The organism is Leptospira sp. B5-022, from assembly GCF_000347035.1.
GTDB lineage: Bacteria > Spirochaetota > Leptospiria > Leptospirales > Leptospiraceae > Leptospira_B > Leptospira_B cinconiae.
In genome coordinates this window covers 45,252-69,337 of sequence record NZ_ANIJ01000025.1, presented here as the reverse complement: position 1 = coordinate 69,337, position 24,086 = coordinate 45,252, and the positions used below count along the sequence as shown (strand labels likewise).

Sequence of the window (24,086 nt, the reverse complement as noted above, 5' to 3'; positions counted from 1 at the left end):
AGAGGGGAAAGTGGGAGTAAAAGAACAAACCCGAGAACTCGTTCTAGAAGCCGCAGAATCCCTCTTTTTGACCAAAGGACTCCTGGAAGTTTCTATGGAAGAGATTGCGGCCCTGGCGAATTGTACTAGGCGCAATTTGTATCGTTATTTCGAGACAAAAGAATCTCTCGTGATTGCGGTACTCCGTAAACTTTTGGCTCCCTGGAATGAATTCCAGCAGGAAACATTCAGGTTACTCCGAGGTTCCGGTTTAACGGGAAGACAGGAGCTTTCTTACTTTTTGGAAACCTTAGCCCGCCATCTGGAGATACATAAAGACTTGGTCCGTTTTGCTGCAGAGTTCGACTTCGTGTTTCGAGAGAGACCGAATTTTCAATTGGATCTTTCTTCCGAAAAATCCATGTATGCGGAGTTCCAAGTCACAGAAGGTTTAATCTCTCAAATTTTAGAGAAAGGAGAAAAAGACGGAAGTTTGAAACTTCCTGCTCCGCCATCTATCTTAGTACCTACGATTACCACTGTTCTCTGGGCATTAGGACAAAGGGTCGCACTTCGCGAGAATCTTATACATAGGGAATTCGGAGTGGAAGGTATGACCCTTATACAAACTCAAATCGATCTGATCGTTATCGCACTTATTCCGGAAAAAGAACCGAGAGCAAAAAAGGAGAAACCAAATGAGCAATAATTTCGAACTTCCAAAAGATTTTTTATTAGGATGTGCAACTGCGGCAACGCAGATAGAAGGAGGTGATATCAATAATAATTGGTATGCATGGTCTCTCATCGGAAAAGTTGGAGACGGAGAATCTTCCATCACGGGAGCGGATCATTATCGTAAGTATGTAGAGGATATAGAACTTCTTTCTCAACTTCACCAAGAATGTTATAGAATGAGTATCGAGTGGAGTCGAATAGAGCCCAAACAAGGAGAATGGTCTAAGGAAGGGGTAGAACATTATAGAGACGAGTTTCGGAGACTCATCCAAGCAGGGATCAAACCGCTTGTAACTCTCCATCATTTTTCTTGTCCTCAGTGGTTCCAAGAAAAAGGAGGATGGCTCTCCGAAAATGCGGTCGAGGATTTTATTCGCTTCGTGGACTTCTCCGCTAAAAGTTTTGGGGATTTGGTTTCGGAATGGTGCACGATCAACGAACCGAACGTATTCGCAAACGATAGTTACATGGACGGAAAATATCCACCGGGAAGTCACGGCGATATTGTCGCTTATATGAAAGTCACTAAACGTTTAGTGATCGCACATCTCAAATCCTATAAGCTCATTCATAAGATCCGGAAAGAAAAAGGTTTTAAAGGAGAAACAAAAGTGGGTTTCGCCCACCACCTTGCCATATTCGAACCTTTTAATTCTCATCCGCTGGCTAAACTAGGCCGCTTTCTAAGCGATTATCTATTTCACGAGATCCAAATGAAAGGTTTTGTGGAAGGCAAACTTTGTTTTCCTTTAGGATTCGGTTATCCGGAGGGGAAGGGGATTTTTTGCGATTTTATAGGGATCAATTATTATTCCAGACATCTGTTCAAAGCTAGCTATAATCCCGGGAATCTATTCGCCACTCCTATGGTGGATCCTAGTATTTCCGATTCGGAAAAGAATGATCTGGGTTGGGAAATTTATCCGGAAGGCCTATATAAAGTTTGCCGTCGTACTTGGGACAGATACAAACTTCCTATCTATATCACGGAGAATGGAATTCCGGACGCAAAAGACGAGAAGAGAGAAAAATATATCGTGGACCATCTCTATCAGATCAAACGTCTTCTGGATGAGGGAGTAGGGGTTGAGCGTTATTACCATTGGTCCTTTCTGGATAATTTAGAATGGAACGACGGATACGGTCCTCGTTTCGGTTTGGTAGAAGTGGATTATACTACAATGAAAAGAAAACCGCGCTTAAGTGCGCTTCGTTACGCGGAGATCTGTCGAACCAAAAAGATCCAACTTAGAGGATAGTTTCGCACGGAGGCCACTGAGAAAAACCTCTGTGTTCTCCGTGATCTCTGTGCGAACTATGCAGCTCTCTTCGAATTGACTTAGAGTCTCGCAAAAGAGCGAATGGATTTCGCAAGCAGTCTTTCCTCATGTCAGTACCATTCTTAAATCCAGGAATATTCGCACATATTGATGCGGGCAAAACCACACTCTTAGAGAGGATCTTATTCGAGACCGGCAAAATTTCCGCTCCGGGCAGAATAGAAGAAGGTACCACCGAGTCGGACTATCTTCCCGAGGAGATAGAAAGAGGAATTTCTATCCAATCCACTGTGGCCAGGATCCCGTATCCGGATGCGGAAAATTCTCGGGTCATTCTACAGTTCGTGGATAATCCGGGGCATTTGGATTTTCAGTCCCAGGCAAATGCTTCACTACTGGTTTCCGATTTCGGCCTCGTTCTCATCGATTCGTTCGAAGGATTAAAATCCCAAACCTTCCAGAATGTGGAGGCTCTTCGAAAATCACAAAAACCAATATTATTTTTTTTAAATAAACTGGATCGCCACGGAGCCGATATTCTTTCCCCTCTAGTGGATCTGGAAGTTGCCTTGGGAAAAGAACCAATCCTTTTATTCAAAGAAGACGGTAGTATTCCTGTTTTAAAAGGAGAAGGTCAGGAGTCGGAGCTCCTACCTATGATAGAATGGGATCATGATCTTTCGGAAGAATATCTAAAAAACCATGACCTTCTTCCTAAACTGGCGCTGGAGGGTTTGGTAAAAGGTTTTTGGGAAGGGAAAATTTTTCCCGTCCTCGGAGGGTCCGCTCTACAAGGTCTTGGCGTACGGGAATTACTTTCGTTCTTGGAGGTTCTCGCTCTAGGCAAACCTTCTCACTCTTCTCCCAAAGAACAAATCGGGATTGCCTTCAAAAGAGAGATCCATCCGGAACTTGGAAAACTTCTTCATTTCCAAACATTGGCCCCCATTAAGATCGGGGACTTCTTCTTTCACGGAGAAACGAAACATAAGATAGAGAACTTATACCAAATTTCCGCAAGAGACTACGACGAAGTCAGCAAAGGAGAAGTAGGAGAACTTCTCGCAACCACTTCCCTCCTTGATTGGACTCCGGGAGAAATTCTTTCGAGACATAATACAAAAAATGGAACCAAAACGTTACTTTCTCCGATCCGAAAACAATTCCAGATCTTGGTTGAACCGGAAAAAGAAGAAGATCGACAGGAGCTTTGGGATCGCCTCCAGGATCTGGCCTGGCTAGACGAAGCGGTAAGCGTGGATATTCTCCTGGAAACGGGACAATTTCGCTTATCAGGGACAGGCGAGTTGCATTTAGAGATCTCTCTTTCCCGTTTGAAGGAATCTTTTTCGAAAAGTTTTCAAACAAGTGGAATCAAAGTTGCAAGATTTGCTCTATGGAAAAATTTGGTTCAAAAGGTCGCATTTCAGCATACCGCGTTCGATCAAAAGATCTCGAGCGGTCAGGTGCTCGCGTCCTTGGAAAGTTCTCACAACTTTTCCAAGGGAGTGCGGTTTAATGTTCAGCTAGCTGATCCAATCAAAGAGGCGATTTCATCCGCATTTACGGAAGTCACCGCCCGGGGAATAGACGGAGAGGAAGTTCTCGGTCTACAAATGATCATCGAAGGTTACGAGCCTCCAAATGAGACAAAGTCTTTCGATGTTTCTTCCCTGATCAAAGTAGCTGTCATCAAAGGTTTAAAGGACATAATTCCGAATCATTCGGATTTCATTGGTCCCCTTTCCGAGTTAGAGATTCTTACACCGAATCAATATCTCGGAGATATATTGGCCAGTTTGGCTAAGAGGGACGCGAAGATTCGTAAGGTCACTGAGTTGACCGAAGGGCGTCATTTGATCCAGGCAAGCGCTTCTACGCAAAACTTGCTTGGCTTTAGCGGTGTCCTTAGAAATATGGCACAGGGAAGGGGCGTCCTGTCTTTGGACACCCTTTTTGACTTTGATAACCATTCTGTATTGTTTTAACAAACAAGTCCGTATTCGGATTTGTTAATAAAGTAAGGAGTTTAAAACGCTATGGCTAAGGAGAAATTCGACAGGTCCAAACCACACTTAAACGTTGGTACAATCGGACACGTTGACCATGGAAAAACCACGCTAACGGCAGCAATCACCACTACGCTTGCAAAAGTATTGGGTGGAAAAAACAAAGCCGTAGCTTACGACCAAATCGATAACGCACCTGAGGAAAAAGCTCGTGGGATCACCATCGCTACTTCTCACCAAGAGTATGAGACAGCGAATCGCCACTATGCTCACGTTGACTGCCCAGGTCACGCTGACTATGTTAAAAACATGATCACCGGTGCTGCTCAGATGGACGCTGCGATCCTAGTTGTTTCCGCAACTGACGGACCAATGCCTCAAACGAAAGAGCATATCCTGCTCGCTCGTCAGGTAGGTGTTCCTTATATCATCGTATTCATCAACAAAGCGGACATGCTTGCTGCGGACGAACGCGAAGAGATGATCCAAATGGTTGAGATGGACGTTCGCGACCTTCTTAACAAATACAGCTTCCCTGGCGACGATACCCCTATCGTTTACGGATCCGCTCTGAAAGCTCTCGAAGGAGAGGATTCAGAACTCGGAACCCAAGCGATCGTTAAGTTGATGGAAGCTCTGGACACTTACGTTCCAAATCCGAAACGTATTACCGACAAACCTTTCCTAATGCCAGTAGAGGACGTATTCTCTATCACTGGTCGTGGAACTGTGGCAACCGGAAGAGTAGAGCAAGGAACTTTGAAAATCAACGACGAAGTTGAAATCGTTGGTATTCGTCCTACTACTAAAACCGTTGTTACCGGTATCGAAATGTTCCGTAAACTTTTAGATTCCGCAGAAGCTGGAGACAATATCGGTGCTCTTCTTCGTGGAACCAAAAAAGAGGACATCGAGAGAGGACAGGTCCTTGCTAAGCCGGGATCAATCACTCCTCACAAAAAATTCAACGCGGAAGTTTACGTTCTTACTAAGGACGAAGGTGGACGTCACACTCCATTCTTCAATAACTACCGTCCACAGTTCTATTTCAGAACTACCGACATCACCGGCGTTTGTAACCTGCCTAACGGTATGGAAATGGTAATGCCTGGTGACAACGTTACAATGAGCATCGAGTTGATCCACCCGATCGCTATGGACAAAGGTCTTAAATTCGCGATCCGCGAAGGTGGAAAGACTATCGGTTCCGGCGTAGTGGCTGAGATCACCGAGTAAGAGAAAGGGAATGGCTGGCCAAAAGATCAGAGTAAAGCTTAAAGCTTTCGATCATAAGTTGATCGACCAATCAACTTACGAGATCGTTGCGACTGCCAAAAGGACCGGAGCTACTGTCTCCGGTCCGATTCCTCTTCCAACGAAGAAGGAAATATACACAGTCCTCCGTTCTCCACACGTAAATAAAAAATCAAGAGAGCAGTTTGAGATGAAAACTCACAAAAGGCTCATCGACATTCTGGACACCAACGAAGACACAGTTGAAGCTTTGATGAAGCTACAGCTCCCTGCAGGTGTTTCAGTGGATATTAAATCCTAAGGGAAGAAAAAATGGCAAAGGGATTAATCGGTAAAAAGATAGGGATGTCCCAAATCTTCGACGAGCAAGGAAACATTATTCCTGTGACCGTCTTAGAAGTAGGTCCCTGCGCAGTTTCCCAAGTCAAGTCCGCAGCTACGGACGGTTACGACGCGATTCAGTTGGCTTTTCAGGATGATAAAGAAAAACACCTGACCAAAGGACAAAAGGGTCATTTGGCTAAAGCAGGCCTTGCTCCTAAGAGAGTGTTGAAGGAATTCCGGAATTTCGGCGAAGAGCCGGCTGCCGGAGCTGAGATAAAAGCACAAGACGTGTTTGCGGTTTCGGATACTGTAAAAGTTACAGGAACTAGCAAAGGTAAAGGTTTCCAAGGTGTTATCAAAAGATACGGACACCATGGTGGACCAGGCGCTCACGGTTCTCGTTTTCATAGACACCCTGGATCCATGGGATCCAACACCACTCCTGGAAGAGTATTCAAAGGTCGTAAATTACCGGGCCGCATGGGTTTTGATACAAAGACTGTATTGAACCTGAAAGTGGTTCGTATTCACGAAGCAGAAAATTTGGTTTTTGTAAGCGGATCCGTTCCGGGACCTGCAAACTCCATCATCACTATTGAGAAGATATAAAGACCGCGGTTAGTCATGAAAGCACAGAAGTACTCAAAAGAAGGAAAACTGCTCTCGGAAATCGAACTTCCATCAGCGTTGTTCGAATCCAAATATAGCAGTGGCGCGATTTACGACGCCATCAAAGCGGAGAATGCTAACCTCCGTTCCGGGAATCATCATACCAAAACCCGCTCGGAAGTTTCCGGGGGTGGTAAAAAGCCTTGGTCCCAAAAAGGAACCGGTAGAGCTCGTCAGGGTTCTATCCGTGCACCTCAGTGGGTGGGCGGTGGTACTGTTCACGGCCCTCGCAAGAGAGATTATTCTTATAATGTTTCTCCAAAAGTGAAACGCAGAGCGGTACTTTCCGTTTTGAATAAGAAGGCTCAAGACGCGGTCATTAAAGTAGTAGAAGATCTGGATCCGAAAGAATTCAGCACGAAAGCTTTCTCTACTTTATTTAATAATATCGGATTAAAGAACACCGGAGTGATCGGATTCTTAGTAGGTGGAGAGAACGACTTCCTTAAAAAGTCCGTTCGCAATATCCCTACCGTAAAATACATCAACTCCAAACGTATCGCGGTTCGAGACATTCTGTATAACAGAAATCTTGTAATCACTGAAGGCGCTTTGGGAGAAATTCTCAAACATTACGGAGAAGGAAAATGAATCTTAACGAAGTGATCTTATCTCCGATTATTACCGAGAAGTCCCAAGACCTGGAAACGATCGGTGAAAAAGCCGGTAAAAGAACCGTAAAATACACCGTGGAAATTCACCCTAGAGCAAACAAAACTCTAGTGAAGGAAGCTTTCCGCAAAATTTACAATGTAGTACCTTCTGCCGTAAATATCCAAGTGTATCGCGGAAAAGTAAAAAGATTCCGTCATCTACCCGCTCCTAAAGCTCATTGGAAAAAAGCAATCGTGACTTTCCAAGACGGAGCGAGCATCGACTTCGGAAAGGAAGCATAAGAAATGGGAATTAAAAAATTTAAACCCGTTACTTCCGCCAGCCGTTTCAAATCGGTATTAACTTTCGAGGAAATTACCGAGTCGGAACCGTATCGCCCTTTAACGATCAGCTTAAATTACAAAGCAGGTCGCGGAGAAGGCGGTAAAATTGCGGTTCGCAGAAAAGGCGGAAGAGTAAAACGCAAATATCGTATCATCGACTTCAAACGTCGCAAAACCGGGATTCCAGCTACCGTAAAAACGGTAGAATACGATCCGTATCGTTCCGCGTTCATCTCTCTTGTCAGCTACTCTGACGGAGAATATGCATACATCCTGAACGCAGAAGGATTGAAGGTAGGGGATAAAATTTCTTCCGGAGAAGGCGTAGAGATTAAGATCGGAAACGCGCTTCCACTCGGAAAGATCCCTCCAGGCACTAACGTACATAACGTGGAATTGAAAATCGGAAGAGGCGGGCAGATCGCAAGAACTGCAGGATCCTTCGCTACTATCGCAGGTAGAGACGGAGGATATATTCTTCTGAAACTTCCAAGTTCCGAGGTTCGTAAAGTTCATGAGAACTGCTACGCAACCGTTGGAGTTTGCAGCAATAGAGATCATAACCTTGTTTCCATCGGTAAAGCCGGTAGAAACAGATGGTTGGGAAAACGTCCTAAGGTCAGAGGGGTCGTAATGAACCCGGTTGATCACCCACATGGTGGTGGTGAAGGACGTACTTCCGGAGGACGCCACCCGGTGACTCCTTGGGGTATTCCAACCAAAGGATACAAAACTCGTCGTAGGGCTAAACCTTCCGACAAGTTCATCATCCAGAAGAGAAAGGGAAATAGGAGCAGGTAATCATCATGAGATCTTCTAAAAAAGGTCCGTTCATCGACAGTCACCTCATGAGCAAGGTGATCAAGCTGAACTCTGAAAACCAAAAGAAACCGTTTAAAACCTGGTCTCGTAGAAGTACGATTTTCCCGGACATGATCGGTCACACAATCATGGTTCATAACGGAAACAAATTTATCCCTGTTTTCATCAATGATAACATGGTAGGACACAAGTTGGGAGAATTCGCTCCTACTCGTACTTATCGTGGTCATGGAAACACCGATAAAAAGGCGGCTAAGAAATAATGGAAGCCGTAGCAATCGCAAGATTTGTCAGAATGTCCCCACGTAAACTTCGCCTTGTTGCGGATGAGATCCGTGGCTACGAAGTTGCAGAAGCTCTGGATATTCTGAAATATACGAACAAAAGAGCCATCGAGCCTATTTTCAAACTTATCAAATCCGCTTCCGCGAACGCAGTTGTGAAAAGTGATAATGCTGATCCAGGCAAGATGTTCATTAAAAAGATCCTGGTGGACGAAGGCCCGATCCTAAAACGCTTCCGTCCTCGTGCTCGTGGAAGAGCTGCAAGGATCCGTAAGAGAACCAGCCACGTAACCGTGGTAATCTCGGATTAATAGGGGAAATCATGGGACAGAAAGTTAACCCAATCGGACTTCGTATCGGAATTACCCGCGGATGGGATTCCATCTGGTTCTCGCAAGCAGACTATAAGAAGAACCTGCACGAAGATATTAGAATTCGTAGATTTATCCAAGGCCGTTTCAAAGAAGCAGGCGTTGTAAAAGTTGTAGTGGAGCGTTTTCCTGAGAAGATCAATGTAAACCTTCACACTGCTAAGCCAGGTGTGGTAATCGGTAAAAACGGTGCGAATATCGAAGCCGTTAAAAAAGTCCTTAAGACTATGACCGAAAAACCTCTTAACCTCAACATTATCGAAGTTAAGAAACCGGAGACGATCGCACAATGTATCGCTGAGTCTATCGCGATCCAAATCCAAGAGCGCCAACCGTTCCGCCGCGTGATGAAACAAGAACTTCGTCGTGCGATGAGAGGTGGAGTAGAAGGAATTAAGATCCTTATCTCTGGTCGTTTGAACGGAGCGGACATGGCTCGTCGCGAAGGTTATCGTGAAGGAAGAATTCCTCTTCATACGCTTAGAGCGAAAATCGATCTAGGATTCCGTGAAGCCAGCACCACTTTCGGACAAATCGGAGTGAAGGTTTGGACTTATACCGGGGACTTCATTAGCAATAAAGAAGAGTCCGAAGAAGATAAATACGCCGTTAAGAGAAGGACCAACTGATCGTCTTTGATGATCCAAAGGTAAAAAACGATGTTATCACCTAAAAGAGTTAAGTTCAGAAAAAGACAAAGGGGCCGCTTGAAAGGAAACGACGAGCGCGGTTCCAAAGTGTCCTTCGGAGAGTTCGGTTTGAAAGCCGTTACTTCCGGACGTTTGACTGCAAGACAGATAGAAGCGGCAAGGATCACTATCAACCGTCAGGTTAAAAGAGGCGGGAAACTTTGGATTCGGATCTTCCCTCATCTACCTATTACCAAAAAACCAGCGGAAACTCGTATGGGTAAAGGTAAAGGTAACCCTGAGTTCTGGATCGCAGAGATCAGACCTGGTAGAGTTTTATTCGAAATGAGCGGGATCGACGAAGCGACCGCTAAAAAAGCTTTGGATCTGGCTGCTTATAAACTGCCGGTTCAAACCGAATTTGTGAAGAGGTCTACACTGTGAAAAAGATCAAACTCGCAGAATTGAAAGACGCAGAAATTTTAGCACAATTGGAAGACGCTCGTAAGATCATTCGTACGGCACGTTTCCAATACGGAGTGGCTCGTTCTTTGGAAAACCCGAAGGTGATTGCTAACGCGAAAAAGAAAATCGCGCGTCTTCTGACTATCCAAAAGAACAGAGAGTTGGCTGCGAAGCCTGGTTCCACTAAAGCCAGACGTTATTCAAGAGCGACTCGCAAGAGACAAGCTCTGGCAAAGGCGAATGCTTCTGTTAAAAAAGCAGCTAAAGGAACGAACTGATTATGGAAACTGCAAAGAAGCATATAAAAAAATCACTTCTGAGCGAAGGTAAAGTCGTGAGCACCGCTATGGATAAAACCCTCGTGATGCTCGTGGAAGCTCGTAAGACTCACCCTAAGTTTAAGAAGATCGTTCGTAGAACCATTAAAATGAAGGTTCATGACGAAAGAAATGAATGCCAAGTAGGAGATAGAATTCTGGCGATCGAAACCAGACCTCTATCCCGTGAAAAGCGTCACCGTCTATTTAAGATCGTAGAAAAGGCAAAGTAAGATGATCCAACAGGAAACCATCCTCCAAGTCGCCGATAACTCCGGAATCAAAAGAGTTATGTGTATTAAAGTTCTAGGAGGCTCTAAAAAACGTTACGCCTCCGTAGGAGACGAGATCATCGTCGCCGTTAAGGACGCACAACCAGCTTATGGTTTAAAGGATTCCACGGGGAAGAAGGTCCATAACAAGGCCGTTCAACGCGCAGTTGTTGTTAGAACTAAAAAAGAAATCCGTCGCCCGGACGGTTCTTATATCCGTTTCGATGATAACGCAGTCGCAATTATCGACGACAAAGGAAACCCGAAAGGGACCCGTATTTTCGGGCCAGTAGCTCGCGAACTTCGCGATAAAAAATACGCTAAGATCATCTCCCTAGCGCCGGAGGTTTTATAATGTCTAAGCTGACGTATCGGGGATCCGAATATACAAAATTCAAGTCCGTTCGCCTGCATAAAGATGACGAAGTAGTAGTCATTGCAGGAAAAGAGAAAGGTAAAAAAGGCAAGATCCTGGTTATCGATAAGAAAAGGGATCGTGTAGTAGTAGAAGGACTGAACAAACGTAAACGTTTCTTAAGACCTACCCAAGAGAACCCGCAAGGTGGTATCGTAGAAGTGGAAGCTCCAATGCACATTTCCAACGTAATGTTCTACGATTCCAAAAAGAAGAAGGGAGTTCGTCTGGGCTACCAAGAGAATAAAGGTAAAAAAGTCCGTGTTTCAAAAGCGGACGGGAAAGAGATCTAAGTCATGGCAGCAGCTAGATTGAGAGAAAAATACGGGAAAGAAATCGTTCCCGCTCTTCAGAAACAATATAACTTCAAGTCCATCATGCAAGTTCCTCGTTTGGAAAAAATCGTTCTAAACGTGGGAATGGGCGAGGCTCATACCAACCCGAAAGCATTGGAAGCAGCCGTGGAAGAACTCGCATTGATTACCGGACAACGCCCGGTTAAAACCAAGGCTAAAAAATCCATCGCGGGATTTAAACTCCGTGAAGGTATGAGTCTCGGTACCACTGTTACCTTACGTGGAAACTATATGTATGAGTTTCTGGATCGTTTGGTGAACGTGGCTCTACCAAGGGTGCGTGACTTTAAGGGAGTTTCCGAGAAAGGTTTCGACGGACGCGGAAACTATAACTTTAGCATCAAAGAACAAATCATCTTCCCCGAGATCAAAGTGGATAAGATCAACACTCTCTACGGGATGAACCTGACCTTCGTAACGAACACCAAGGTGGACGCAGAAGCTTATAGCCTTCTCGCCGCTTTCGGTATGCCGTTCCGGAACCTGAGATAAGGAGCCCGCAATCATGGCTAAAACCTCTTTAATCGAAAGACATAAGAAAAAAAAGAAATTCAAAGTACGGGTTCACAACCGTTGCCCTCTCTGCGGACGCCCTCGCGGTTACCTAAGAAGATTTGACATGTGCAGAATTTGCTTCCGGAAGCTTGCTAGCCAAGCGCAGATCCCGGGAGTAGTTAAGGCATCTTGGTAAGGGAGGAGGATATATAATATGAGTTTATCTGATCCAATCGGTGATATGCTGACCCGCATTCGTAACGCTGGTCGTGCGAAACATGAGAGTTGTGTAATTCCGGGAAGCAAGATCAAACGTTCTATCTTGGAATTATTGAAAGAAGAAGGATTTATCAACGGCTATGAGCCGGTGACTAACGGAAGTTTCGAAGATTTCAAAGTTGCTTTGAAATACGATGTAACCAAAAAGCCAGTGATCCGCGAGTTAGTTCGTGTATCCAAACCTGGTCGTAGGGTTTACATGAAAAGTGAAGAGATCCGCCCGTATAAGAACAATATGGGAACTATGATTCTCTCCACTTCCAAAGGAGTTATGACCGGTAAAAAAGCCCGGAAATTACGCGTAGGAGGAGAGGTTATCTGTAAACTCTCTTAAGAGTGAAGGAAACTTATAAAGACCTATGTCCAGGATTGGAAAAGCAGAAATCAAACTTCCGGATAAAGTGGAAGTAAAACAGGACAGCACCGTAATTAAAGTAAAAGGTCCTTTAGGCGAGTTACAAACTCCTATTTTTGCGGGAATCTCTCTGAAAAACGAGGGTGGAACCGTAAAATTAGAAAGATCCAGCGAAGAGCAAAACGTAGTGGCTCTTCACGGATTGACCCGCGCTCTTCTTATGAATAGCGTGAAAGGTGTGACCGCTGGTTGGGAAAAAAACCTGGAGATCACAGGGGTTGGTTATCGTGCTGCGAAGCGCGGTGAAGATCTGGTGATGAACCTCGGTTATTCCCATGAGGTTGTTTACAAGGCTCCTAAAGGAATTAAGATCGAAGTCATTGAACAAGTGAAGATCAAAATTTCCGGGATCGACAAACAACTAGTCGGACAAGTTGCGGCAGATATCCGTTCTAAGAGACCTCCTGAGCCTTACAAAGGTAAAGGGATCAAGTACAACGACGAATTTATCAAGAGAAAGGCCGGAAAAACCGGTAAGAAGTAAGGCCATGATTAATAAACTGAAAAAAATCGCAGCCAAACGCAGAAGAGCAGAGCGTTCCAGATTCAAACTGAGACAATTCAGCTCTCGCCCTAGATTGGTATTCAATAAATCCAATCGTTATCTTTCCTGCCAGATCATAGACGATGTGCAAGGAACAACTTTGGTGGCTGCTTCTACTTTAGAAGCTGGTTTTGCGGGAAAAAGTCGCAAAGATAAAGAAGCTGCTAAGGCTTTGGGAAAGGCGATCGGAGAGAAAGCCGCTTCTAAAGGTGTGAAGGTAGTGATGCTGGATCGTTCCGGGATGATCTATCACGGAAGAATCGCGGCTTTCGCGGATGCGGCTAGAGAAGCCGGGTTGGAGTTCTAATAATGGCGTACGAACAAGATCAAGAACAGAAAGAATTTAACGAGAAGGTCGTAAAGATCGATCGTGTTGCTAAAGTTGTAAAAGGTGGACGTCGTTTCTCTTTTAACGCTCTGACAGTAGTCGGAGACGCTAAGGGGAAAGTAGGGATCGGATTCGGTAAAGCGAACGAGGTTCCGGACGCGATCCGTAAATCCATCGAATCCGCTAAGAAAAATTTGGTGAAGATCCAATTCAGAGGGCATACAATTCCCCACGAAGTGATCGGAAAATTCAAATCGGCAAGAGTGATCCTAAAACCGTCTACTGCCGGAACCGGGATTATCGCTGGTGGATCCGTTCGTTCCGTAGTGGAGAAAGTTGGGATCCAAGATATCCTCAGCAAGTCCTGGGGTTCTTCGAATCCGGTAAACATCGTAAAGGCGACTCTGGACGCTCTTCAACAATTGGAGACTCCAGTGCTAGCAGCTCGTAAAAGAGGGATCACCCTGGCTCGTCTTTTCGGAAACGACGTAGGATAAGTAATATGGAAACCGTAATCGTTACTCAGATCAAAAGTAATATCGGGATTAAGAAAGGCCAGAAGCTAACTCTGGCCGCTTTGGGACTCCGTAAAACCGGACAACAAAGAAAACATACTCTAACTCCGCAGGTGAAAGGAATGATCAACGACGTTCAACACCTGGTCCGAGTCGAAAAGGCGTAATTAGGTAAGGGAAATGAGTAAAGAAAGAATAAGGGCGGCCCTCGCGTTCGGAAAAGAGCGCACGGAAAAGGGAGATAAGCCGGCGGGGAACACCATTCCTGTTCCAGCAGGTTCTACTAAAAACAAAAAACGTTTAGGTCGTGGTATCGGTTCCAAAACCGGTAAGACGGGAGGACGTGGTTCTAAAGGACAGTATGCTCGTAACACGGTTCGTAGAGGATTCGAAGGTGGGCAGATGCCTATCCACAGAAGACTTCCTAAGCGTGGGTTTACTTCCATATTTCATAAGGACTTCTTCCCAATCAACTTGAGAGACATAGAGAAAAGCGGGTTGACCGGCAACATAGATGCCAAAATTATGGTTGAATCGAAGATTCTTGATAATGAGGGCACTCTTTTCAAGATTTTGGGAACCGGTGAGATCACAAAAGCGGTTCATATAGTGGCGGATGGATTTTCTGCTTCTGCCAAAGCAAAGATAGAGAAAGCAGGCGGTTCCGTAAAACTTCGCTCCGACAGCTCTAAAGAAGCTTGATCCGAGTCGGTTTTCGACTGTTTGTCTAAAACGAATCTTTAATGTTAAGAAGGGACTCGGGGAAACCTTGGGTCCCTTTTGCCCGAAATGGTAATGACCAGGAAATAAGGAAAGAGAACAAAGTAATATGCTGACTTCGATCGCAAATATCTTCAAAATTCCGGAGTTGAGAAACAAGGTTTTCTTTACTCTCGGCATGCTTTTACTTTTTCGTCTTGGAACTCATATTACTATTCCCGGTATCGATCCTAAAGTAGTTTCCGCAATCGCTTTGGATGCAAATGCAGCCGAAGGACTTGTTGGAATGTTCGATATGTTCGCGGGAGGAGCTCTGCTGAATTTCTCCATTTTCGCGTTGGGGATCATGCCTTATATTTCTTCCTCCATCATTATGCAGTTAGTGATGGTCCTTGTTCCTTCTTTACAAAAACTCCAAAAAGAAGGAGAAGAAGGTCGTAAGAAGATCGGACAATACACCAAATACGGAACTATTCTGCTTTGCGGAGTTCAATCTTTGGCAGTGATCCGTTTAGCACAACGCTGGTCTTATGGTGCGGATAATGCACCCGCTCTTCACCCGGGTTTGATCCATTCTTCCGTCGAATCTTGGTTTTTCTTTATCGCGTTATTATCCATCACTACCGGAACCGTTCTATTGATCTGGCTCGGTGAACAAATTACGGAGCGAGGGATCGGCAACGGAATTTCTCTTTTGATCTTTGCTGGTATCGTGGGACGTCTTCCCGTTTCCGTGGCGCAGTTATTCCGTGAGAACTTCGTAGACGGACTGAATATTATCATCCTTCTTCTTCTATTCATTGTACTCATCGCGTTAACCGTTCTTCTGACTCAAGGTGTACGTAAGGTTCCTTTACAGTACGGTAAACAAATGGTGGGAAGAAAGATGGTCCAGGCTAAATCTCAGAGCATTCCTTTTAAAGTGAATGGCGCGAGTGTTATGCCGATCATATTCGCTTCTTCTTTATTACTTTTTCCGCAAACAATCATTCAGCAGATCTCCGAGCTTCCTAATTGGGCGGGCTGGGTTTTATTATTGGATTATCTGAATCCATTCTCGCAGACTTGGTATCACGCTGCGTTTTATTTCTTTGTGTATATTGCGCTTATCGTCTTCTTTGCATATTTCTACACTGCAATCCAATTCAATCCGGGAGAACTTGCGGAGAATCTTCGTAAGTATAACGGATTTATTCCTGGGATTCGTCCAGGTTCTCATACTAAAGAATACATTGAAAAGGTCCTAAATAGGATCACTCTTCCAGGCGCTGTTTTCTTAGCTGGACTTGCATTAGCTCCTTATATCATTATTCGTTTCTTAAATTTAGGGACTAACTCCGGCGGTGGATCCTTGGTATACACTTTCGGCGGAACCTCACTACTGATCATGGTAGGGGTGGCATTGGAAACTCTGAAACAATTAGAGTCCCAATTGCTGATGAGAAACTACGACGGTTTTTTGAAAAAAACTAAGATCAAGGGAAGGTCTTAAGAAAATGAATTCTATCATTTTCATGGGCCCACCGGGTGCAGGTAAAGGCACCCAGGCGAAGATCCTTTGTGATACTTTGGGAATTCCTCAGATCTCTACAGGAGATATTCTGAGAGCTGCCGTTAAAAACGGGACCCAAATGGGATTGGAAGCTAAGAAATACATGGATGCCGGAGATTTAGTCCCGGATTCAGTGGTTATCGGTATTATCAAAGATCGTCTCGTAGAGCCCGATTGTAAAAACGGATTCTTACTGGATGGATTTCCAAGAACCGTCGAACAAGCGGAAGCTTTGGATAAGATCCTAAACTCGGAAGGTTTAAAGATCAAGAGAGCGATCAATTTGGAAGTTCCTGATGAGGAACTTCTACAACGTTTATTAAAACGTGCTGAAATCGAAGGTCGTTCCGACGACAACGAGACAACGATCAAGAGTCGATTGGAAACTTATAACAAAAAGACTCTTCCGTTATTGGACTACTATGCTGCAAAAGGAAATCTCTCCCGTGTAAACGGAGTGGGAAACTTGGATACAGTCACAAAACTCATCGAGAAGGAGTTAGCTTAACTTGGCGAAAGAAGATGCAATCACCGTGGACGGTACCGTTTTGGAACCTCTCCCAAACGCAATGTTCCGCGTTGAGCTGGAAAATGGTCATAAGGTTTTGGCTCATATTTCCGGTAAAATGAGAATGCATTATATCAGGATCCTTCCAGGCGACAAAGTCACCGTGGAACTTTCTCCTTACGATTTGACCAAGGGTAGGATTACCTACCGCAAAAAATAGGAACACGTTATGAAAGTAAGAACTTCCGTAAAAAAAATCTGCACTAGCTGCAAAGTTATCAGAAGAAAAGGTGTGATCCGAGTGATCTGCACCAACCCGAAACACAAGCAAAGGCAAGCATAATCATGGCTCGTATCGCAGGTATTGATCTTCCAAGAGAAAAAAGAATCGTTGTTGGTCTAACGTATATTTACGGAATCGGCCGATCCACTTCTCGCAAACTTCTCGCGAAAGCGGGAGTAGATGAGGCTATCAGAGTGAAGGATCTTTCCGACGCTCAAGAAGCCGCTCTAAGAAAGGCAATCGAAGAAAGTATCAAGGTAGAAGGGGATCTTCGCTCCGAAAACCAACTCAATATCAAAAGGTTGATGGATATCGGATGTTACAGAGGCCTGCGTCATAGAAGAGGTCTTCCGGTTCGTGGTCAAAGAACCAGAACGAACGCCCGTACTCGTAAGGGTGTCAAAAAGACCGTTGCCAATAAGAAGAAGGTGACTAAGTAATCATGGCTGAAGATAAAAAAGGCAAAAAAGAGAAAAAGGTTAAGAAGAAGGAGAAGAAGGTCGTTCCTCGCGGAAAGGTCTATATCACCGCTTCTTTTAACAATACCATCATCACCATCACCGACTTGGCAGGAAATACCCTGGCTTGGTCTACTGCCGGTGCTATGGGTTTCCGTGGATCCAAAAAATCCACTCCGTATGCGGCTCAGATCGCAGCGGGGAATGCTGCCGAGAAGGCGATCGACTCTACCGGTTTAGCCGAAGTAGATGTTCTGGTTTCCGGTCCAGGTATCGGACGCGAATCCGCAATCCGATCCTTGGTTGCTAGAGGACTTTCCATTAAAATGATCAAGGACGTTACACCTTTACCGCATAACGGCTGTCGTCCCCGTAAGAGAAGAAGGGTTTAAGGTAGGAATAATATGGCAAGATATAGAGGACCTGTCGTTAAACTAATGAGGAGAGAGGGAGTGAACCTCTACCTCAAATCCAGTTTTACTTTCAATAGAGATAAGTTCCATAAAAAGGGACCTCCTGGTATGCAACCAAAAAGGAAACCGAAAGTTTCCGAGTACGGTTCTCAGCTTCGTGAAAAGCAGAAGTTGAAAAGAGCTTACGGACTTTTAGAAAAGCAATTCCGTAGCCTTTATGAAGAGGCATCTCATGCTCACGGCGTAACCGGTGAAATTCTTCTCCAACTTTTGGAAAGAAGATTGGATAACGTTGTATATCGTTTAGGTTTCGCAGTGACTAGACGTCAGGCGAGAAACTTTATCGCTCACAACCATATTCTGGTGAACGGCGAGAAAGTTGATATTCCGTCTTTCCGTTTGAAAGTAGGCGATAAGATCGAGATCAAACCTAAATTCAGAACTTCCGGTTTTATTACCCAAAATATCCAACTGGCTCAGTCTCTGAATAATATTCCTTCTTGGGTGTCTTCCGATTTCATTCAGTTCTCGGGAGAAATTCTGTCTTTACCGGAACGTCATCATGTCGACATTCCAGTGAAAGAACAGGTGATCGTGGAGTTGTACTCCAAGTAATTTATTGGGAAGGGTTTCCAAGTGTCTCTAAAAAGTTTACTCAAAGGATTTAAACGTCCCAAAAAGATCGAATTTACTACGGAAGCGAACACTCCGAACTACGGAAAATTCGTAGCGGAACCTTTCGAGCGCGGTTTTGCGACCACGATCGGAAATTCTCTTCGTAGAACTCTCATGTCTTCTATCGAAGGAGCGGCAATTTCCGCTCTTCGTATCGAAGGGGTGAACCATGAGTTCTCTTATATCGAAGGAGTCGCTGAAGACGTTACTCGTATCATCCTAAACCTCAAACAAGTTCGTATCAAGTACGAGCCTGAGGACAAGGATCAAAGCAAAGTTATCCATTTGGAATTGAAAGGTGCTGGATATTTCAGAGCCGGAGACCTGGCTGTGGATTCCTCCATCGAGATTATGAACCCGGATCTTCATATCGCGACTTTAAACGAAGACGCGAACCTTGTATTGGATCTCGAAATCCAAAGAGGAAGAGGATACGTTCCGGCAGAAGATAAAAAGAAGGATATTGAAGTTCTTGGAACGATCCCAATCGATTCTATCTTCTCTCCAGTTCAAAAAGTAATTTTCGAAATTTCCGAGACCCGTGTGGCTCAGAGATCCGATTACGAAAAACTGACTCTGGAAGTTTGGACCGACGGATCCATTTCTCCTGAGGATGCAGTTGCGCAAGCGGCTAAAATCCTAAAAGAACACCTTACGGTATTCATCAACTTCGAAGAAGAATTAGAGGAAGAAGAAGACGAGTTAGACGAAGCGGACGAGAAGTTGAAAGCTTCCCTTTCCAAACATGTGGAAGAACTCGAACTTTCCGTACGTTCCCTGAACGTTCTTCGCAGTCTGGAAATCGACTTCGTTGGAGATCTGGTGAAAAGATCCGAAGAAGAGATGTCCAAATCCAAACATTATAGCGAGCAAGGTCTCGCGGAACTGAAGTCTAAACTCGCAGGTTTGGGACTTTCGTTCGGAATGAGAGATTTCTAATATGAACAAAAGAAATAAAGTAAAACATCTCAACCGCGAAAAAGGTCATAGAGATGCGCTGATCAATAACATGATCACTAGTCTTTTCAAATACGAGAGAATCGAATCCACTCAAGCAAAATTGAAAGTGGTTCGTTCTCACGCGGAAAAGATCATCACTAGAGCGAAAAGAAACCTTGCGACTGATATCGCTCCGGCGGTTGCACTTCACAATAAACGTGAAGTCCTGAAAAGAGTGAAAGATCGTAATATCGTTACGAAACTTTTTGAAGATATCGCGGTTCGTTATGCAAGCACTAACGGTGGATACACCAGGATCCTAAAAAAGATCAACAGAGCTTCCGACAATTCTGAAGTAGGGATTTTGGAACTCACTAATAGAAAGGATCGTTCCTCCCTCATCAAAGAGATCAAAGATAAGAGAGAGGCTATTTCCGAGGCTAAAAAAGAGAAAGCGGCAGCTCCTGCTCCGGCTAAAAAGGAAAAAGCTCCTAAGAAGGTAGCTGCTCCTAAAGCTAAACCGGTTAAAAAACCAGCAGCTCCAAAAAAAGCGGTTAAGAAAGCCGCTCCTAAGAAGAAAAAATAATATATATTAATCCCCGAAGAGATGGGAGATATGTGGGCCCCGGTGTTGGAAACGACATCGGGGTTTTTTCTTATCCAGGCTATCGCAATCTAATGGATTGAATTTGCAAGGCGCCCGAGTATAGTGGATATAGTTTCCTGGATTAGCAGCTTTTCGCTCTTAGTTGATAATAGTGCATAAACAAACCTTATCTTACCGACCTGATATAGATGGCTTGCGTGCCATTGCTATTTTGGCTGTCGTTATTTTTCATACTTTTCCTTCCGTGATTACTGGAGGGTTTGTTGGGGTGGATGTCTTTTTTGTAATTTCCGGTTATCTAATATCTGGGATAATCCTGAAAAATTTAAAGAATGGTACTTTTACTTTTACGGATTTTTATTCGAGAAGAATTCGCAGAATATTACCCGCCTTGCTTGTTGTCTTAATCTTCTGCATTGCATTCGGCTACTTCACACTTTTGGCTAAGGAATACGAATTATTAGGTAAGCATGTTTATTCAGGTGCATTATTCGTATCAAATTTTTCGCTATTGAGAGAGTTTACTGACTATTTTGATACCAATTCGGAACTCAAACCTCTATTGCACTTATGGTCATTGGGAATTGAAGAGCAATTTTATATAGTATGGCCGCTTCTCCTTTTTTTTGCCTATAAATTTCGATTTAGACTATTGGGGATCATTCTTCTTGCTGCGTTCTTTTCTTTTTGTGCGAATATATATGAATTTCGATTGAATCCGCTTTATACATTTTATTGGCCTCAGACTAGATTTTGGGAATTATTGTTTGGTTCTACTATTGCATGGTTTGATTCCCCATATTTCGGAGAGAACGATAAGATAGCCTCTTTTCTAAGAAATTTGAATTCGGAAGTCTATAGGATTTTTGAAGATAAAATTCGGAAAGAATCTGTTCTAAATATACTATCGACTCTTGGTCTTATTTTTATCATTCTATCGGTCTTTTTTTTCGATAAAGATACCCCTTTCCCAGGGTATTTCGCATTGGGTCCAGTTATTGGTTCGGCGTTGATGATTTACTCAGGCCCTAACGCTTTTTGGAATCAAAAGGTTTTGAGCAGTAAATTTTTAATCTTCATCGGAAATATTAGTTTTCCTTTATATTTATGGCATTGGCCATTACTTTCGTTTGCGGCGATTTTAGAAGGAGGTGATTCTCCTGTATGGATACGGATCTTTGCTATTCTTTTATCTTTTATGTTTTCGGTTTTGACCTGGCACTTCGTAGAAAAGAATATTCGTTTCCGTGAACATCGGGGAGTTACAGCTGGGCTTTTGGTAACTCTGCTATTTGTTGCTGCCGCTGGATATATTATTAGGATAAATAAAGGATTTAAAGAAAGAGTTCTCGAATATGAAGAAAATGCAAAGACGTTTGAATATTGGATAGAGTCGGATCCTTTTTGCCAGGCAAAATATAAGCCGGATTCAGGGAAGGACGTAATGTTTTGTTTGATCCGTGATAGTACGAAGGACCCGGATATTGTTTTGATCGGAGACAGTCACGCAAATGCGCTCGCTCACGGATTGATGCGACGATTCTCAGCAAGTGAACATAATTTCTTACAAATAGGATGGTCGCTTTGCCCTCCTTTTATTGGTGCAGAAGTCGATTCTGAAAGACCTTGCGGAGATCTGTCATCGGCAATAATTAAATTTGAGAAAAATCCTAAAGTTAAGAAAATATTACTTAATAGCCGTGGGCCAAGATACTTATACGGAACAGGATACGGAACGGAGGAAAAGAATGCTAAAGGACATATCAAATATTCTCATAGACCCGATATTGCTGATCCGAAGGAAGCATTTCGCGAGGCGATGCGAGATACTTTACGAAGGTTGACTTCGTCCGGCAAAGAAGTAGTTTTTATTACCGACGTTCCGGAAATCGGTTTTAATCCAAAAAAATGTGTTCCATTACGCCCTTTTAATCTGCATATAGATGATGAAAAACCGCTATGTAGAATACCAAGAAAAGACTTCGACAAGCGCAATAGTGAATATCATGAATTGGTGAAGGATGTTTTAAGAGAATTTCCAAGTGTTAAATTATGGGAGCCTTGGAAGTATTTCTGCGATGATCAATGGTGTAGTGCTTTTTCAGGAGAGACTCTCCTTTATAGAGATAGTAATCATATCTCTTTGAAAGGCTCTTATTGGCTGGCTGAAAAATACCATTTCGATTGAGACTGAAAATTTTTCAATACCCTTTCGATTTCAGAAACTCGTCTAGTTTGCCCACGAGTGCGCTTTCCCCATCTAACTCTTTCGCTTTTTCCAGAACGGATCTTGCGTCTTCGAATTTATTCAGAAGTCTATAATTGTCCGAAAGATTGATCAGGTTTGCTAATCGATGAGGTTGAGTTTGTCGGACCTTCTCCGCTGCGTCCGCTGCACGTTGGAATTCCTTCATATGTTTATAACATAAGGATAATAGGAACCAGATATTATGAGAATCAGGATCTAAGTTCAAATAACGTTCGAGCCATTTAGAAGCTTTTGAAAATTCCTTTTTGTCGTAATAGATCTGTCCGATCAATCTTGCGGATTCTTTAAAATTTGGAGCTAAGTTCCAAGATAATTCTAGGAGTTCGAGAGCGATCGGTACTTCTTTTTTCGCCAAATGTTGTTTCGCTTGGTTGTACTTTGCTACGGCGTCGTTATACTTAGGATGTTCCGGATCTATCAGTTCCTTATAGCCGATACGAATGAGAGAAAGGTCGTCCGCAATCGCTCCCACTCCGTGTAATTTTCCTGCGATCGTGTCCAGATCTCCTTTGGAATCTTCTACGATACGGACAAATAGGTTTTCGTCCTCGTTCATCTTCCAGTTGACACCGTCTGAACTGATATTGATATCATCCCTTCCGTCAGATCCTAGAAATAGAACATCTCCAGGTTGTAGATTAGATTCATGAATTTTAATATTCCCTCCGAACGGAGATCCTAATTTCCATGCGGAAAGTTCCGGAGCGATGAAAGAGGATCTATCATCTCTGAATAATACCGGCCAAGGATGTTCTGCATTCAGTATTAACAGCCTTCCCGTTTTGTCATGGATCAATCCGAAAATTGCGGAAGCCATCATAGTTCCGTCGAATGTCCTAAATATTTCGTCCAGCTCTCTATGAGTTTGTAGCATCCAAGCTTCAGGATTGATATCTATGGTCTTTCCATGGCTTGCGGAACGGGTAAGAATATTATTCACAGCAGTCCCAAGTACGATCGCTCCTCCCGCACCTTGGAGAGATTTCCCCATTGCATCTCCATTTAAGAAGAAGGTCCATTTTTCTTTTTCAGCTCCGAACAGAAGATTGCCGCTGATACAAATATCTCCTCCCAGCTCGGATTCCCTATTCTTAAAAGTGAACTTTTTCTTTTGTTCTATATAGAAGATAGTGCTGACATCTTGAGAGGTATTCCAATTTGTCATGAGAGGTTTACTCAAGAGAGAGGTGAGATAATAATCTCCGTCTTGTTGGACTTTTAGAGCCTGGATCTCCTCCATTCTTCTTGTGACTTCCGTTGTTCTTTCATCCACCTTTTGTTCTAAAGTGTTCGCATATTCCTCTTCTACCGCGCCGATCCTACGAAAGATCAGGATCACACTTCTGGTGATATAGGATACCACCGCTAAAAATACTAACTTTAAGGACTGTTCCGAAATGGAAGCATAACCTGGAGAAATAACTTTGAGTTCATCCTCGGTGAATTCTACTCCTCTGAAGATCGTATTTAAGATCACGAGTCCTTGTCCGACTACGCTGAAGATCCCTGAGAGTTTTGCGACTGTTGGTGATAATAATAGTACTGAATATACTATGAAGATCATGTTGATCGCATATAGAATGATCTGACGGATCACTCCGGATGCCATATTCCTATCAGTCCAGGAAGCTACGAACATGACTATGGATAAGATGGTGATATCGGCGAGCACACAAACCTTACCGACCATAGAAGGTATCTTACCGAACTTTTTATAACAATAATGGTTATAGACAGCATATCCGAGCATGGACCCAATCCCGATCAGATACACGATATTTTGGACCATGGAGCTTTGGGTCCAAGCGGCAGCGAGGGAAAGCAGGAAAAGTCCAGCTAGTCCAAATCGGATCCGATTGATTGTAAGTGGACCGGAGGCTATAATCCTCTCCGTAATGAGTTCCTTTTTTTCTTCCATCCCTAATCGGCCTCTTTTTGGAAATCGCCTCTTGTATTTGGATTAG

Annotated in this window: 36 protein-coding genes; 35 read left to right on the top strand and 1 reads right to left on the bottom strand. The window is 43.7% G+C overall.

The genetic code is table 11. From position 1 onward, the window contains the following. Nucleotides 1-10 precede the first annotated feature (10 nt). The 35 genes from LEP1GSC192_RS12585 (at nucleotide 11) to LEP1GSC192_RS12420 (ending at nucleotide 22,041) form a co-directional block, all read left to right on the top strand. Entirely contained in the window at nucleotides 11-688 is a 678-nt protein-coding gene (locus LEP1GSC192_RS12585) for a TetR/AcrR family transcriptional regulator (RefSeq protein ID WP_036090135.1), read from the top strand. After that, nucleotides 678-1,976: a glycoside hydrolase family 1 protein gene (locus LEP1GSC192_RS12580; RefSeq protein ID WP_020770353.1), complete on the top strand. Its 1,299-nt coding sequence runs from the start codon at nucleotides 678-680 to the stop codon at nucleotides 1,974-1,976. The genes LEP1GSC192_RS12585 and LEP1GSC192_RS12580 overlap by 11 nt, the downstream gene beginning before the upstream one ends. Nucleotides 1,977-2,104: 128 nt before the next feature. Further along, complete coding sequence (locus LEP1GSC192_RS12575; RefSeq protein WP_020770538.1) at nucleotides 2,105-3,985, top strand: elongation factor G-like protein; 1,881 nt, start codon at nucleotides 2,105-2,107, stop codon at nucleotides 3,983-3,985. A 51-nt stretch (nucleotides 3,986-4,036) separates the two neighbouring features. Continuing rightward, nucleotides 4,037-5,242 (top strand): elongation factor Tu, encoded by a 1,206-nt coding sequence (gene tuf, locus LEP1GSC192_RS12570; protein WP_020770357.1) that lies wholly within the window; start codon nucleotides 4,037-4,039, stop codon nucleotides 5,240-5,242. Between the two features lie 10 nt (nucleotides 5,243-5,252). Then, on the top strand, nucleotides 5,253-5,561 hold the full coding sequence (rpsJ, locus tag LEP1GSC192_RS12565) for a 30S ribosomal protein S10 (protein WP_008593919.1): 309 nt from the start codon (nucleotides 5,253-5,255) through the stop codon (nucleotides 5,559-5,561). Nucleotides 5,562-5,572: 11 nt separating this feature from the next. After that, nucleotides 5,573-6,193, top strand: coding sequence for a 50S ribosomal protein L3 (gene rplC / locus LEP1GSC192_RS12560; RefSeq protein ID WP_020770359.1), 621 nt, complete (start codon nucleotides 5,573-5,575; stop codon nucleotides 6,191-6,193). A gap of 15 nt (nucleotides 6,194-6,208) precedes the next feature. Then, entirely contained in the window at nucleotides 6,209-6,844 is a 636-nt protein-coding gene (gene rplD / locus LEP1GSC192_RS12555) for a 50S ribosomal protein L4 (RefSeq protein WP_020770349.1), read from the top strand. After that, nucleotides 6,841-7,149, top strand: coding sequence for a 50S ribosomal protein L23 (locus LEP1GSC192_RS12550; protein WP_020770424.1), 309 nt, complete (start codon nucleotides 6,841-6,843; stop codon nucleotides 7,147-7,149). Before rplD ends, LEP1GSC192_RS12550 begins: the two co-directional genes overlap by 4 nt. Nucleotides 7,150-7,152: 3 nt before the next feature. Further along, a complete protein-coding gene (rplB, locus tag LEP1GSC192_RS12545; RefSeq protein ID WP_020770459.1) occupies nucleotides 7,153-7,992 on the top strand; it encodes a 50S ribosomal protein L2 in 840 nt (279 codons plus the stop codon). A 2-nt stretch (nucleotides 7,993-7,994) separates the two neighbouring features. Then, the gene (gene rpsS / locus LEP1GSC192_RS12540) at nucleotides 7,995-8,276 is read left to right on the top strand and encodes a 30S ribosomal protein S19 (protein WP_024863921.1); all 282 of its coding nucleotides are present in this window, start codon (nucleotides 7,995-7,997) and stop codon (nucleotides 8,274-8,276) included. Continuing rightward, entirely contained in the window at nucleotides 8,276-8,608 is a 333-nt protein-coding gene (gene rplV, locus LEP1GSC192_RS12535; RefSeq protein ID WP_008593579.1) for a 50S ribosomal protein L22, read from the top strand. The genes rpsS and rplV overlap by 1 nt, the downstream gene beginning before the upstream one ends. A gap of 11 nt (nucleotides 8,609-8,619) precedes the next feature. Continuing rightward, a complete protein-coding gene (gene rpsC / locus LEP1GSC192_RS12530) occupies nucleotides 8,620-9,297 on the top strand; it encodes a 30S ribosomal protein S3 (RefSeq protein WP_020770479.1) in 678 nt (225 codons plus the stop codon). Nucleotides 9,298-9,327: 30 nt separating this feature from the next. Beyond that, nucleotides 9,328-9,741 (top strand): 50S ribosomal protein L16, encoded by a 414-nt coding sequence (gene rplP / locus LEP1GSC192_RS12525; RefSeq protein WP_008593851.1) that lies wholly within the window; start codon nucleotides 9,328-9,330, stop codon nucleotides 9,739-9,741. Beyond that, nucleotides 9,738-10,040, top strand: a complete 303-nt coding sequence (gene rpmC, locus LEP1GSC192_RS12520) for a 50S ribosomal protein L29 (RefSeq protein WP_020770488.1) — start codon at nucleotides 9,738-9,740, stop codon at nucleotides 10,038-10,040. The genes rplP and rpmC overlap by 4 nt, the downstream gene beginning before the upstream one ends. Before the next feature lie 2 nt (nucleotides 10,041-10,042). Further along, nucleotides 10,043-10,312 carry a 30S ribosomal protein S17 gene (gene rpsQ, locus LEP1GSC192_RS12515; protein WP_020770423.1) on the top strand — a complete coding sequence of 90 codons (270 nt, stop codon included), beginning with the start codon at nucleotides 10,043-10,045 and terminating at the stop codon, nucleotides 10,310-10,312. Nucleotide 10,313: 1 nt separating this feature from the next. Beyond that, the gene (gene rplN / locus LEP1GSC192_RS12510; protein ID WP_008596038.1) at nucleotides 10,314-10,706 is read left to right on the top strand and encodes a 50S ribosomal protein L14; all 393 of its coding nucleotides are present in this window, start codon (nucleotides 10,314-10,316) and stop codon (nucleotides 10,704-10,706) included. After that, nucleotides 10,706-11,059 carry a 50S ribosomal protein L24 gene (gene rplX / locus LEP1GSC192_RS12505; RefSeq protein WP_020770308.1) on the top strand — a complete coding sequence of 118 codons (354 nt, stop codon included), beginning with the start codon at nucleotides 10,706-10,708 and terminating at the stop codon, nucleotides 11,057-11,059. The genes rplN and rplX overlap by 1 nt, the downstream gene beginning before the upstream one ends. A 3-nt stretch (nucleotides 11,060-11,062) precedes the next feature. Further along, nucleotides 11,063-11,614, top strand: coding sequence for a 50S ribosomal protein L5 (gene rplE, locus LEP1GSC192_RS12500; RefSeq protein WP_020770483.1), 552 nt, complete (start codon nucleotides 11,063-11,065; stop codon nucleotides 11,612-11,614). Nucleotides 11,615-11,627: 13 nt separating this feature from the next. Then, nucleotides 11,628-11,813 carry a type Z 30S ribosomal protein S14 gene (locus LEP1GSC192_RS19535; protein ID WP_010513640.1) on the top strand — a complete coding sequence of 62 codons (186 nt, stop codon included), beginning with the start codon at nucleotides 11,628-11,630 and terminating at the stop codon, nucleotides 11,811-11,813. Nucleotides 11,814-11,831: 18 nt separating this feature from the next. Next, complete coding sequence (rpsH, locus tag LEP1GSC192_RS12495; RefSeq protein WP_020770500.1) at nucleotides 11,832-12,230, top strand: 30S ribosomal protein S8; 399 nt, start codon at nucleotides 11,832-11,834, stop codon at nucleotides 12,228-12,230. A 25-nt stretch (nucleotides 12,231-12,255) separates the two neighbouring features. After that, nucleotides 12,256-12,795 carry a 50S ribosomal protein L6 gene (gene rplF / locus LEP1GSC192_RS12490; RefSeq protein ID WP_020770319.1) on the top strand — a complete coding sequence of 180 codons (540 nt, stop codon included), beginning with the start codon at nucleotides 12,256-12,258 and terminating at the stop codon, nucleotides 12,793-12,795. 4 nt (nucleotides 12,796-12,799) lie between these two features. After that, nucleotides 12,800-13,162, top strand: a complete 363-nt coding sequence (gene rplR / locus LEP1GSC192_RS12485; RefSeq protein WP_020770360.1) for a 50S ribosomal protein L18 — start codon at nucleotides 12,800-12,802, stop codon at nucleotides 13,160-13,162. Nucleotides 13,163-13,164: 2 nt separating this feature from the next. After that, nucleotides 13,165-13,680: a 30S ribosomal protein S5 gene (rpsE, locus tag LEP1GSC192_RS12480; RefSeq protein WP_020770439.1), complete on the top strand. Its 516-nt coding sequence runs from the start codon at nucleotides 13,165-13,167 to the stop codon at nucleotides 13,678-13,680. A gap of 5 nt (nucleotides 13,681-13,685) precedes the next feature. After that, entirely contained in the window at nucleotides 13,686-13,865 is a 180-nt protein-coding gene (gene rpmD, locus LEP1GSC192_RS12475; protein WP_008594182.1) for a 50S ribosomal protein L30, read from the top strand. 13 nt (nucleotides 13,866-13,878) lie between these two features. Then, nucleotides 13,879-14,400, top strand: a complete 522-nt coding sequence (gene rplO / locus LEP1GSC192_RS12470) for a 50S ribosomal protein L15 (protein WP_020770425.1) — start codon at nucleotides 13,879-13,881, stop codon at nucleotides 14,398-14,400. Nucleotides 14,401-14,527: 127 nt separating this feature from the next. Beyond that, nucleotides 14,528-15,910, top strand: a complete 1,383-nt coding sequence (secY, locus tag LEP1GSC192_RS12465) for a preprotein translocase subunit SecY (protein WP_020770525.1) — start codon at nucleotides 14,528-14,530, stop codon at nucleotides 15,908-15,910. Between the two features lie 4 nt (nucleotides 15,911-15,914). Beyond that, the gene (locus tag LEP1GSC192_RS12460; protein ID WP_020770309.1) at nucleotides 15,915-16,478 is read left to right on the top strand and encodes an adenylate kinase; all 564 of its coding nucleotides are present in this window, start codon (nucleotides 15,915-15,917) and stop codon (nucleotides 16,476-16,478) included. A 1-nt stretch (nucleotide 16,479) separates the two neighbouring features. Continuing rightward, a complete protein-coding gene (gene infA / locus LEP1GSC192_RS12455; protein ID WP_008595303.1) occupies nucleotides 16,480-16,698 on the top strand; it encodes a translation initiation factor IF-1 in 219 nt (72 codons plus the stop codon). A 9-nt stretch (nucleotides 16,699-16,707) separates the two neighbouring features. Then, entirely contained in the window at nucleotides 16,708-16,821 is a 114-nt protein-coding gene (gene rpmJ, locus LEP1GSC192_RS12450) for a 50S ribosomal protein L36 (RefSeq protein ID WP_008594142.1), read from the top strand. Between the two features lie 2 nt (nucleotides 16,822-16,823). After that, entirely contained in the window at nucleotides 16,824-17,201 is a 378-nt protein-coding gene (gene rpsM, locus LEP1GSC192_RS12445) for a 30S ribosomal protein S13 (RefSeq protein WP_008595550.1), read from the top strand. A gap of 2 nt (nucleotides 17,202-17,203) precedes the next feature. Next, nucleotides 17,204-17,611, top strand: a complete 408-nt coding sequence (rpsK, locus tag LEP1GSC192_RS12440) for a 30S ribosomal protein S11 (protein ID WP_016547062.1) — start codon at nucleotides 17,204-17,206, stop codon at nucleotides 17,609-17,611. 12 nt (nucleotides 17,612-17,623) lie between these two features. Beyond that, a complete protein-coding gene (gene rpsD, locus LEP1GSC192_RS12435) occupies nucleotides 17,624-18,247 on the top strand; it encodes a 30S ribosomal protein S4 (protein ID WP_020770429.1) in 624 nt (207 codons plus the stop codon). A 21-nt stretch (nucleotides 18,248-18,268) separates the two neighbouring features. Then, on the top strand, nucleotides 18,269-19,246 hold the full coding sequence (locus LEP1GSC192_RS12430; RefSeq protein WP_008593478.1) for a DNA-directed RNA polymerase subunit alpha: 978 nt from the start codon (nucleotides 18,269-18,271) through the stop codon (nucleotides 19,244-19,246). Nucleotide 19,247: 1 nt separating this feature from the next. Further along, entirely contained in the window at nucleotides 19,248-19,832 is a 585-nt protein-coding gene (rplQ, locus tag LEP1GSC192_RS12425) for a 50S ribosomal protein L17 (protein WP_020770402.1), read from the top strand. 172 nt (nucleotides 19,833-20,004) lie between these two features. Further along, entirely contained in the window at nucleotides 20,005-22,041 is a 2,037-nt protein-coding gene (locus tag LEP1GSC192_RS12420; RefSeq protein ID WP_232421019.1) for an acyltransferase family protein, read from the top strand. Between the two features lie 13 nt (nucleotides 22,042-22,054). On the opposite strand, the gene LEP1GSC192_RS12415 is transcribed toward LEP1GSC192_RS12420, so the two are convergent. Beyond that, nucleotides 22,055-24,040: a PP2C family protein-serine/threonine phosphatase gene (locus LEP1GSC192_RS12415; protein ID WP_020770467.1), complete on the bottom strand. Its 1,986-nt coding sequence runs from the start codon at nucleotides 24,038-24,040 to the stop codon at nucleotides 22,055-22,057. Nucleotides 24,041-24,086: the final 46 nt, after the last annotated feature.

Coding starts and splice junctions, on each gene's coding strand:
- LEP1GSC192_RS12575 (WP_020770538.1), top strand. CDS start 2,105: ATGTCAGTACCATTCTTAAATCCAGGAATATTCGCACATATTGATGCG.
- rpsQ (WP_020770423.1), top strand. CDS start 10,043: ATGGAAACTGCAAAGAAGCATATAAAAAAATCACTTCTGAGCGAAGGT.
- rplP (WP_008593851.1), top strand. CDS start 9,328: ATGTTATCACCTAAAAGAGTTAAGTTCAGAAAAAGACAAAGGGGCCGC.
- LEP1GSC192_RS12415 (WP_020770467.1), bottom strand. CDS start 24,040: ATGGAAGAAAAAAAGGAACTCATTACGGAGAGGATTATAGCCTCCGGT.
- rpsH (WP_020770500.1), top strand. CDS start 11,832: ATGAGTTTATCTGATCCAATCGGTGATATGCTGACCCGCATTCGTAAC.
- rplQ (WP_020770402.1), top strand. CDS start 19,248: ATGAACAAAAGAAATAAAGTAAAACATCTCAACCGCGAAAAAGGTCAT.
- rpsC (WP_020770479.1), top strand. CDS start 8,620: ATGGGACAGAAAGTTAACCCAATCGGACTTCGTATCGGAATTACCCGC.
- rplE (WP_020770483.1), top strand. CDS start 11,063: ATGGCAGCAGCTAGATTGAGAGAAAAATACGGGAAAGAAATCGTTCCC.
- rplR (WP_020770360.1), top strand. CDS start 12,800: ATGATTAATAAACTGAAAAAAATCGCAGCCAAACGCAGAAGAGCAGAG.
- rplO (WP_020770425.1), top strand. CDS start 13,879: ATGAGTAAAGAAAGAATAAGGGCGGCCCTCGCGTTCGGAAAAGAGCGC.
- rpsJ (WP_008593919.1), top strand. CDS start 5,253: ATGGCTGGCCAAAAGATCAGAGTAAAGCTTAAAGCTTTCGATCATAAG.
- rplF (WP_020770319.1), top strand. CDS start 12,256: ATGTCCAGGATTGGAAAAGCAGAAATCAAACTTCCGGATAAAGTGGAA.
- rplD (WP_020770349.1), top strand. CDS start 6,209: ATGAAAGCACAGAAGTACTCAAAAGAAGGAAAACTGCTCTCGGAAATC.
- tuf (WP_020770357.1), top strand. CDS start 4,037: ATGGCTAAGGAGAAATTCGACAGGTCCAAACCACACTTAAACGTTGGT.
- rpsE (WP_020770439.1), top strand. CDS start 13,165: ATGGCGTACGAACAAGATCAAGAACAGAAAGAATTTAACGAGAAGGTC.
- rplV (WP_008593579.1), top strand. CDS start 8,276: ATGGAAGCCGTAGCAATCGCAAGATTTGTCAGAATGTCCCCACGTAAA.
- rpmJ (WP_008594142.1), top strand. CDS start 16,708: ATGAAAGTAAGAACTTCCGTAAAAAAAATCTGCACTAGCTGCAAAGTT.
- rplC (WP_020770359.1), top strand. CDS start 5,573: ATGGCAAAGGGATTAATCGGTAAAAAGATAGGGATGTCCCAAATCTTC.
- secY (WP_020770525.1), top strand. CDS start 14,528: ATGCTGACTTCGATCGCAAATATCTTCAAAATTCCGGAGTTGAGAAAC.
- rplX (WP_020770308.1), top strand. CDS start 10,706: ATGTCTAAGCTGACGTATCGGGGATCCGAATATACAAAATTCAAGTCC.
- LEP1GSC192_RS19535 (WP_010513640.1), top strand. CDS start 11,628: ATGGCTAAAACCTCTTTAATCGAAAGACATAAGAAAAAAAAGAAATTC.
- rpsM (WP_008595550.1), top strand. CDS start 16,824: ATGGCTCGTATCGCAGGTATTGATCTTCCAAGAGAAAAAAGAATCGTT.
- rpsD (WP_020770429.1), top strand. CDS start 17,624: ATGGCAAGATATAGAGGACCTGTCGTTAAACTAATGAGGAGAGAGGGA.
- rpmD (WP_008594182.1), top strand. CDS start 13,686: ATGGAAACCGTAATCGTTACTCAGATCAAAAGTAATATCGGGATTAAG.
- LEP1GSC192_RS12460 (WP_020770309.1), top strand. CDS start 15,915: ATGAATTCTATCATTTTCATGGGCCCACCGGGTGCAGGTAAAGGCACC.
- rplN (WP_008596038.1), top strand. CDS start 10,314: ATGATCCAACAGGAAACCATCCTCCAAGTCGCCGATAACTCCGGAATC.
- rpsK (WP_016547062.1), top strand. CDS start 17,204: ATGGCTGAAGATAAAAAAGGCAAAAAAGAGAAAAAGGTTAAGAAGAAG.
- LEP1GSC192_RS12550 (WP_020770424.1), top strand. CDS start 6,841: ATGAATCTTAACGAAGTGATCTTATCTCCGATTATTACCGAGAAGTCC.
- rplB (WP_020770459.1), top strand. CDS start 7,153: ATGGGAATTAAAAAATTTAAACCCGTTACTTCCGCCAGCCGTTTCAAA.
- LEP1GSC192_RS12580 (WP_020770353.1), top strand. CDS start 678: ATGAGCAATAATTTCGAACTTCCAAAAGATTTTTTATTAGGATGTGCA.